Below are 6,706 nucleotides of genomic sequence, written 5' to 3'. Positions count from 1 at the left end.
GCTCTCGGCACCGCCCCCGCCAGCGTCGGCTCGGACACCATGTGCAGCCGGTGGACGCCCGGCGCATGCTGCGCGACCGATTCGTGATGCACCGCAAGGTCGTCGACGAAGACGGTGACGGGGTTGCCATATTCGGCGACCAGCCGCGCGACGGGGTCGCCCTTGCCGCCCTGGTTGCACTCGACACGGTGGGCGATGTCGAACGCGGCGAGCTGCTCGATCCGCGGCAGGCGACATTCGTCCTGCAAATTGGTCAGGATCACGATGTCCGCGATCTCGGCGAGCGACGCGAGCGCCTCGCGGGCATGCGGCACCAGCGTCTGGCGGTGCATCTCTGCGGGAAAGAACCCGCCGAGCAGCGCCCACATATCCTCGCGCGTGGGCGCGGGCCCGCCGTCGCGGCGCGTCATGCTGTTGGCGAAATCGCCGTGGCCGATTTCGAAATCGATATCATGCGCCTCGTCGAGCCAGGTGCCGAAATGCTTGACCATGTGGAGCAGCACTTCGTCGCAATCGCTGATCAGCAGCGGCTTCATGCCTCGAACCCCGGATCGAGCGTCATCCGCGCGCGGACGAGCGCCTCAGGCCTGATGCCCAGCGTTTCGGCGCAGGCGACAAGATCGGGTTCATGCGATTCGAGGAAGCCGAGTACCGCCGCGAGCACGGCAGGCTCCCCGGCCCGCGTGCGCAGGTCGGCAGGGTCGAGTCCGGTCACCGACAACAGGCGCATCGCTCGGTCCGGCTCGCTCAGCGTCCATACCAAGGCTTGCAGTGCCAGGGCCTCAGCGTCTTCATTTGTAACGGCGCCGCGCATTGCCTATTGTCATCCTTCTTGAAACGAATGGTGGCTCGCGTGGCAAAGAAGGTGCTCGTTGTCGAGGACAACGAACTCAACCTGAAACTATTCTGCGACCTTTTGCGGGCGCATGATTACCTTGCCGAACCTGTACGCGACGGGCGCGAGGCGGTGATGCGGGCGCGCGAATTCGCCCCCGACCTGATCATCATGGACATCCAGATGCCGCACGTCACCGGCTATGAGATCATTCTTGAGCTCAAGGCCGACGACGTGCTCAGCACGATCCCGGTAATGGCGGTCACTGCCTATGCAGGTCGCGAGGACGAGGACCGGATCCGTGCCGCGGGCGCGGACGCCTATATCTCGAAGCCGATCAGCCTCGCCCGCTTCATGGAAGCGGTGCGCGCGTTCGTCTGAACGAACCGCGAGGCCCGCCGCGCAGGAACGCCAAAGGCCGCGGGTATCGCTACCCGCGGCCTTGCGATCGCATCGTAAACGCGCGACGGCATCGCCGCCGCGTCGACTTACTTGATCTTGGCTTCCTTGAACTCGACATGCTTGCGCACGACGGGATCATACTTGCTGAACGAGAGCTTCTCGGTCTTCGTGCGGGGATTCTTCTTGGTGACGTAGAAGAAGCCGGTGTCCGCGGTGCTGACGAGCTTGATCTTGACGGTAGTCGGCTTGGCCATGAGCCCAATCCTTAAGGCTGAAAATGCTAGGGCGGCAGCACGCATGCCACCGCCCGATCTGTCGCGGCGCATGGCGCATGCTGCCGGCCAAGTCAACCATATCACCCCATATTCGCCCCGGAATCCCGCATCACAGGGTGTTTAACCGCATCTTTATCGGCATGGGCGCATGATGCATCCCATAAGAAAGACAGGAGGCGGGATCATGGGGCAGGTTGCCGAGCGAGTCGCGGAATTCCAGGATCTGGCGCTGGTAAAGGCCGAGCTTGCGGCCCGGATCGCCGCGATCGACGTCCGCGCGCCCTATACCCGCGCGACCGATCTCGCGCCCGATATCGACGCGATCCGCCTGATCGCGCATCGCAACGGGATGAATCCCGCGGTGACCGTCACGCACTTCATCGATTCGGCACTGTCGCGCGGCGAACATGGCGCGCTCGTCCATGGCTGGCTGATGACGCTCAGCGACGCGATCTACAGCGAGCGGCAGGACGTCCAGGCCTGCCATGTCTTTGCCGCCGCCTGTTCGGTGCGGCTCGCGGGATGACCCGCGCGTGACGCCCGACCGCGCGACCCGCTAGCGATGGATGCGCTGATGGCGGCGCTCGTAGCCGCCGCGCTGGCGCAGGTCGGCGATCGAACCGCGTGGCTCGCCGCGATCCTGTCCGATCGGTATCGCAAGCCCCGGCTGGTGATCCTCGCGGCGGCGCTCGCGCTGCTGCTCGCCGGCAGCCTGGCGGTCGCGGGCGGGATCGCGGTCGCGCCGCTGCTGACACCCAATGCGCGCCAGCTGATGCTGGCGCTCGCGCTGATCCTCCAGGGCGGCGGTGCGCTCCTGCCGGTCAAGGCGCCCGATCCACTGCGCGGGTGGCGCACGGGCGCGATCGCCACCACCATGCTCGGGCTGTTCATCCTCGCCTTTGGCGACGGCATACAGTTCATCGTGGCCGCGCTTGCGCTCCGCAGTGCCGTACCGATGCTGGCGGCGGTCGGCGCGACGATCGGATCGCTGGTGGTGATCGTCCCCGCGGCGATGATGGGTGAAGCCGCGTGGCGCCGATGGCCGCTCGCCCGACTGCGCACCGGCATCGGGCTGATATTCGTGCTCCTGGGGGTCATTCTGGGCCTCAGCGCTGCGCGATTGATCTAGCGGGGCGATCACTCAGATGAGGAATGGCGCATGCGCGACGGGAGCATTTCGGCTATCGCTTCGTTGACGCAACGATCCACAGACATTCCCATGCATGGAGTTTTCGATGCCCGCCACCAACCCCGCACTCGACACGCCCACCGATCTCGTCAGCAACAGCACGAAGACGGTTGCCGAAGCGCTCAATGCCTCGCTCGCCGATTGCTATGCCTTGTACCTGAAGACCAAGAACTTTCACTGGCACATGTCGGGTCCGCATTTCCGTGACTATCATCTGTTGCTTGATGACCAGGCGGCACAAATCCTGGGCGTGACCGATGCGATCGCCGAGCGCGTCCGCAAGACCGGCAACACGACGCTGCGCTCGATCGGCGACATTTCGCGCCACCAGAGCATCCCGGACAATGACAAGGATTTCGTCGGACCGACCGAAATGCTCGCCGAGCTTCGCGAAGACAATCTGAAGCTCGTCGAACAGTTCCGGATCGTCAAGGACGCCGCCGACGAGGCCAAGGACAATGCCACCAGCGGCATCGTCGACGAGTGGACCGATCAGGCCGAGGAACGCGCCTGGTTCCTGTTCGAAGCCAGCCGCAAGGCCTGAACCCCGGCGCCCGTCCTTCCCGTGTCGGAACCGACATGGGCGGGACGGGTTCTGTCAGGAACAGGAGAATGCCCATGTTGAAGCTCGCCATCACCTTCTTGATCATCGGCCTCGTGCTGGCCCTGCTCGGATTTGGCGGCGTCGGCGGGGCGTTTATCGGCATCGCCAAGGTGCTGTTCTTCATTGCGATCGCGCTGTTCGTGATTTTCTTGGTGCTCGGTCTGCTGGCCGGCAAGGGAATCAAGAACGCGATCGACTGACGCGACGGGATTGCATCGGCCTGCGCCGATGCCACGACGTCAATGCCACGACAGGGCCCTCGCCGGTAACGGCGGGGGCCTTTTTGATGTAGCGCCCGCAGCGACGTGGACGCAGGCCCGGAGCCGAGTGCCGGGCGGCGCGTTGTCGGATCATGCATGCTTTCGCCGCGCTCCTCGATGCCCTCACCTATACGCGGTCGCGCAATGCGAAGCTGAAGCTGATCGGCGATTATCTGCGCGTTACGCCGGACCCCGATCGCGGCTGGGCGATGGCGGCGCTGACCGGCGATCTCGATCTGCCGGGCGTCAAATCGGCGGTCATCCGCGGGTTGATCGAGGACCGGGTCGATCCCGTCCTCTTCCGGATGAGCCGCGATTATGTCGGCGATACCGCCGAGACCGTCGCCCTGCTGTGGCCCGAGCCCGAGCCCTTGGGGCCGGATCCGGTGCCGGCCGAACCGCTGTCGATCTCGCAGGTGGTCGACCGGCTGATGACGCTGTCGCGCGCCGAGGCGCCGGCGGCGCTTGCCGCGATGCTCGATCGCTCGGATGCGGAGGAACGCTTCGCCCTGCTCAAGATGGCGACCGGCGGGCTGCGGATCGGCGTCTCGTCGCGCCTGGCGAAGACCGCGCTGGCGGATGCCTTCGGGCTCGACGTCGATGCGGTCGAGGAGGTCTGGCATGGCCTGGCAGCCCCCTATCCGACGCTGTTCGCCTGGGCGGAGGGGCATGGCGCGCAACCGACACCCGCCAACGTCCCCGTCTTCCGTCCCTTCATGCTCGCCCATGGTCTGGAGGATCTGCGCGTCGACCTCGCCGACTATGCGGCGGAGTGGAAATGGGACGGGATCCGCGTGCAGATCGTCCATGTCGCGGGCGAAACGCGACTCTACAGCCGGACCGGCGACGACGTGACCGCAAGCTTTCCCGAGATCGCCGCCGCCTTCGTCACGCCGGGGACGGTCGACGGCGAGCTGCTGGTCAAGGGCGAGCATCAGGGCGGCACGCTGGAGGAGGGCGGCGGGGCGGCGAGCTTCAACGCGCTGCAGCAGCGGCTGGGGCGCAAGACCGTGTCGGCGAAGATGCTGGCCGAGTATCCGGCCTTTGTCCGCCTCTATGACCTGTTGATCGATGGCGACGAGGATCTGCGCGCACTGCCCTGGACCGCGCGACGCGCGCGGCTCGAGGCGTTCATGCCGCAGCTCGATACCGAGCGGTTCGACCTGAGCCAGGTCATCGACGCCGCAGACTTCACCGCGCTCGAGGCGGTGCGCGCGGGTGCGCGCGACTCGGCGATCGAGGGCGTGATGCTCAAGCGCCGCGACTCGCCCTATGTCGGCGGGCGCCGCGTCGGGCTGTGGTATAAATGGAAGCGCGACCCGCTCACCGCGGATTGCGTGATGATGTACGCGCAGCGGGGCAGCGGTCGGCGGTCCTCCTATTATTCGGACTATACCTTTGGCTGCTGGACCGAAGAGGGCGAGCTGCTGCCGGTCGGCAAGGCCTATTCGGGGATTACCGACGAGGAGCTGCGGATGCTCGATTCGTTCGTCCGCAAGAACACGCTCAACCGGTTCGGGCCGGTGCGCGAGGTCGCCAAGACGATGGTGCTCGAAATCGCGTTCGACGCTCTGCAGGAGTCGAAGCGGCACAAATCGGGGATTGCGATGCGCTTCCCAAGGATCGCGCGGATCCGGACGGACAAGCCCGCGGCCGAGGCCGACCGGATCGACACGCTCCGCCGGATGATCCCCGCACCCTAGCCGTTGATCCGGATCTCGAACAGGGTCGGCCAGAGCTTGCCGGTGACGAACAGCCGCTTTTTCGCGGCATCCCAGGCGATGCCGTTGAGCACCGCGTCGCGGTCGCGGGCGCCGATCTCGGCGACCAGCGGACGCAGGTCGATGATCGCGGTGACGCGACCGGTGCCCGGGGCGATGCGGACGAGATATCCCGTCTGCCAGACATTGGCGAGGATCGCGCCGTCGACATATTCGAGTTCGTTGAGCTGTGTCAGCGGACGCCCGTCGATCGTCACGCCGATCCGGCGACGTTCGACCAATGTCCTGGGATCGCGCAGGATCAACGACGCGCTGCCGTCGGACTGGATCAGGCCGTCCTTGTCGCTCGTCAGGCCCCAGCCCTCCCCCGCATAGCGGTTGGTGCCGGTCGGCTTGAGCGTGCGGGCGTCCCAGCGGTGCGCGATGCCGTCATGCCAGGTCAGACTGATCAGCTCGTTCTTCCACAGCCCGAGCCCCTCGCCGAACTGTGCCGGATCGATCCGGCGGCGCGCGACGATACGACCATCGAGAGTGACGCGGCGGACATCGGACTGCCCCTCCTTGCCTGTGCTCTCGTAGAGCGCGCCGTCGTGCCACAACAGGCCTTCGGTGAATGCCGTCGCATCGTGCGGATAGCGGGCCACGATGCTGACCGACAGGATCGGCACGGCTGGCGCGGGCGCAGGAGCGGCCAATGTGCGCGTGGCGGGCTGGGGCGCCGTTGCGCCCTGCGCCAGAACGGCAACGGCCGGCCCCGCAAGTGCGAGACCGGCCGCTATCAGGCTATGTCCGATCGTCATGCTGGTTCGAAAAACCCCGATGACCGGACGGACGGGATTAGCCGCCTGCGCTCAGGTTGACCGCTGCATACTTGCCGCGACGATCGACTTCGAGCTCGAACTCGAGCTTGTCGCCCTCGTTCAGCGTGGCCATGCCGGCACGCTCGACCGCCGAGATGTGCACGAACGCGTCAGGCTGGCCATCATCGCGCTGAATGAAGCCGAAGCCCTTCATCGCGTTGAAGAACTTGACCGTACCCGTTGCCTTCTCACCGGTCAGCTGGCGCTGCGGCGCGCCGCCTGCACCACGATCGGCACCGCCACGGGGTGCACCCGGGCCGGCATCGCGATCACGCGGCGGACCACGATCGGTCACGGCCATCGGCTCGCCATCGATCTTGAGATCGGTTGCCGAGATGCGGCCACCACGATCAACGAGCGTGAAGCCGAGCGGCTGACCCTCAGCGAGAGCGACCATGCCAGCCTGCTCGACTGCGCTGATGTGCACGAACACGTCCTCGCCGCCGTCATCGCGAACGACGAAGCCGAAGCCCTTCTGTGCGTTGAAGAACTTTACGACGCCGGTGCCTTCACCAACGACCTGGGGGGGCATGCCGCGCCCGGCGCCACCGCCGCCGCCA

At 66.1% G+C, this 6,706-nt stretch carries 11 protein-coding genes; 6 read left to right on the top strand and 5 right to left on the bottom strand.

Annotation, left to right across the window (positions count from 1 at the left end):
- A partial coding sequence (locus sphsw_RS00285; protein WP_031438861.1) for a hypothetical protein occupies positions 1 to 536 on the bottom strand: 536 nt, incomplete at its 3' end.
- Complete coding sequence (locus tag sphsw_RS00280; protein ID WP_031395281.1) at positions 533 to 814, bottom strand: DUF3572 domain-containing protein; 282 nt, start codon at positions 812 to 814, stop codon at positions 533 to 535. The genes sphsw_RS00285 and sphsw_RS00280, both read right to left, overlap by 4 nt.
- A 39-nt stretch (positions 815 to 853) precedes the next feature.
- Here sphsw_RS00280 and sphsw_RS00275 point away from each other — a divergent pair, with 39 nt between their 5' ends.
- The gene (locus sphsw_RS00275) at positions 854 to 1,216 is read left to right on the top strand and encodes a response regulator (protein ID WP_031395282.1); all 363 of its coding nucleotides are present in this window, start codon (positions 854 to 856) and stop codon (positions 1,214 to 1,216) included.
- A gap of 107 nt (positions 1,217 to 1,323) precedes the next feature.
- On the opposite strand, the gene rpmG is transcribed toward sphsw_RS00275, so the two are convergent.
- Entirely contained in the window at positions 1,324 to 1,491 is a 168-nt protein-coding gene (gene rpmG / locus sphsw_RS00270) for a 50S ribosomal protein L33 (protein WP_017977469.1), read from the bottom strand.
- 205 nt (positions 1,492 to 1,696) lie between these two features.
- Here rpmG and sphsw_RS00265 point away from each other — a divergent pair, with 205 nt between their 5' ends.
- The 5 genes from sphsw_RS00265 to sphsw_RS00245 all read left to right on the top strand — a co-directional run bounded on the left by sphsw_RS00265 (position 1,697) and on the right by sphsw_RS00245 (position 5,268).
- Positions 1,697 to 2,038 (top strand): hypothetical protein, encoded by a 342-nt coding sequence (locus sphsw_RS00265; RefSeq protein ID WP_042466204.1) that lies wholly within the window; start codon positions 1,697 to 1,699, stop codon positions 2,036 to 2,038.
- A gap of 48 nt (positions 2,039 to 2,086) precedes the next feature.
- Positions 2,087 to 2,641 carry a TMEM165/GDT1 family protein gene (locus tag sphsw_RS00260; RefSeq protein WP_235188221.1) on the top strand — a complete coding sequence of 185 codons (555 nt, stop codon included), beginning with the start codon at positions 2,087 to 2,089 and terminating at the stop codon, positions 2,639 to 2,641.
- A gap of 106 nt (positions 2,642 to 2,747) precedes the next feature.
- Positions 2,748 to 3,245 (top strand): Dps family protein, encoded by a 498-nt coding sequence (locus sphsw_RS00255; protein WP_031438858.1) that lies wholly within the window; start codon positions 2,748 to 2,750, stop codon positions 3,243 to 3,245.
- Between the two features lie 74 nt (positions 3,246 to 3,319).
- Positions 3,320 to 3,505 carry a DUF1328 domain-containing protein gene (locus sphsw_RS00250; RefSeq protein ID WP_031395540.1) on the top strand — a complete coding sequence of 62 codons (186 nt, stop codon included), beginning with the start codon at positions 3,320 to 3,322 and terminating at the stop codon, positions 3,503 to 3,505.
- 152 nt (positions 3,506 to 3,657) lie between these two features.
- Positions 3,658 to 5,268 (top strand): cisplatin damage response ATP-dependent DNA ligase, encoded by a 1,611-nt coding sequence (locus tag sphsw_RS00245; RefSeq protein WP_031438857.1) that lies wholly within the window; start codon positions 3,658 to 3,660, stop codon positions 5,266 to 5,268.
- On the opposite strand, the gene sphsw_RS00240 is transcribed toward sphsw_RS00245, so the two are convergent.
- Both sphsw_RS00240 and sphsw_RS20780 read right to left on the bottom strand, forming a co-directional pair.
- A complete protein-coding gene (locus sphsw_RS00240; RefSeq protein WP_031438856.1) occupies positions 5,265 to 6,086 on the bottom strand; it encodes a glutaminyl-peptide cyclotransferase in 822 nt (273 codons plus the stop codon). The two genes, sphsw_RS00245 and sphsw_RS00240, sit on opposite strands and share 4 nt — an antisense overlap.
- A gap of 37 nt (positions 6,087 to 6,123) precedes the next feature.
- On the bottom strand, positions 6,124 to 6,706 hold a 583-nt coding region (locus tag sphsw_RS20780; RefSeq protein WP_031438855.1), incomplete at its 5' end, for a cold-shock protein.

Source organism: Sphingomonas sp. FUKUSWIS1 (assembly GCF_000733135.1).
Taxonomy (GTDB): domain Bacteria; phylum Pseudomonadota; class Alphaproteobacteria; order Sphingomonadales; family Sphingomonadaceae; genus Sphingomonas; species Sphingomonas aerolata.
Note: the sequence above shows the minus strand (reverse complement) of the source record. Positions and strands in the feature narration are given on the sequence as shown.

Bases quoted from the DNA above. Each gene is read 5' to 3' on its own strand.
- sphsw_RS00280 (WP_031395281.1), bottom strand. From the start codon at position 814: ATGCGCGGCGCCGTTACAAATGAAGACGCTGAGGCCCTGGCACTGCAA.
- rpmG (WP_017977469.1), bottom strand. From the start codon at position 1,491: ATGGCCAAGCCGACTACCGTCAAGATCAAGCTCGTCAGCACCGCGGAC.
- sphsw_RS00265 (WP_042466204.1), top strand. From the start codon at position 1,697: ATGGGGCAGGTTGCCGAGCGAGTCGCGGAATTCCAGGATCTGGCGCTG.
- sphsw_RS00260 (WP_235188221.1), top strand. From the start codon at position 2,087: ATGGCGGCGCTCGTAGCCGCCGCGCTGGCGCAGGTCGGCGATCGAACC.
- sphsw_RS00255 (WP_031438858.1), top strand. From the start codon at position 2,748: ATGCCCGCCACCAACCCCGCACTCGACACGCCCACCGATCTCGTCAGC.
- sphsw_RS00250 (WP_031395540.1), top strand. From the start codon at position 3,320: ATGTTGAAGCTCGCCATCACCTTCTTGATCATCGGCCTCGTGCTGGCC.
- sphsw_RS00245 (WP_031438857.1), top strand. From the start codon at position 3,658: ATGCATGCTTTCGCCGCGCTCCTCGATGCCCTCACCTATACGCGGTCG.
- sphsw_RS00240 (WP_031438856.1), bottom strand. From the start codon at position 6,086: ATGACGATCGGACATAGCCTGATAGCGGCCGGTCTCGCACTTGCGGGG.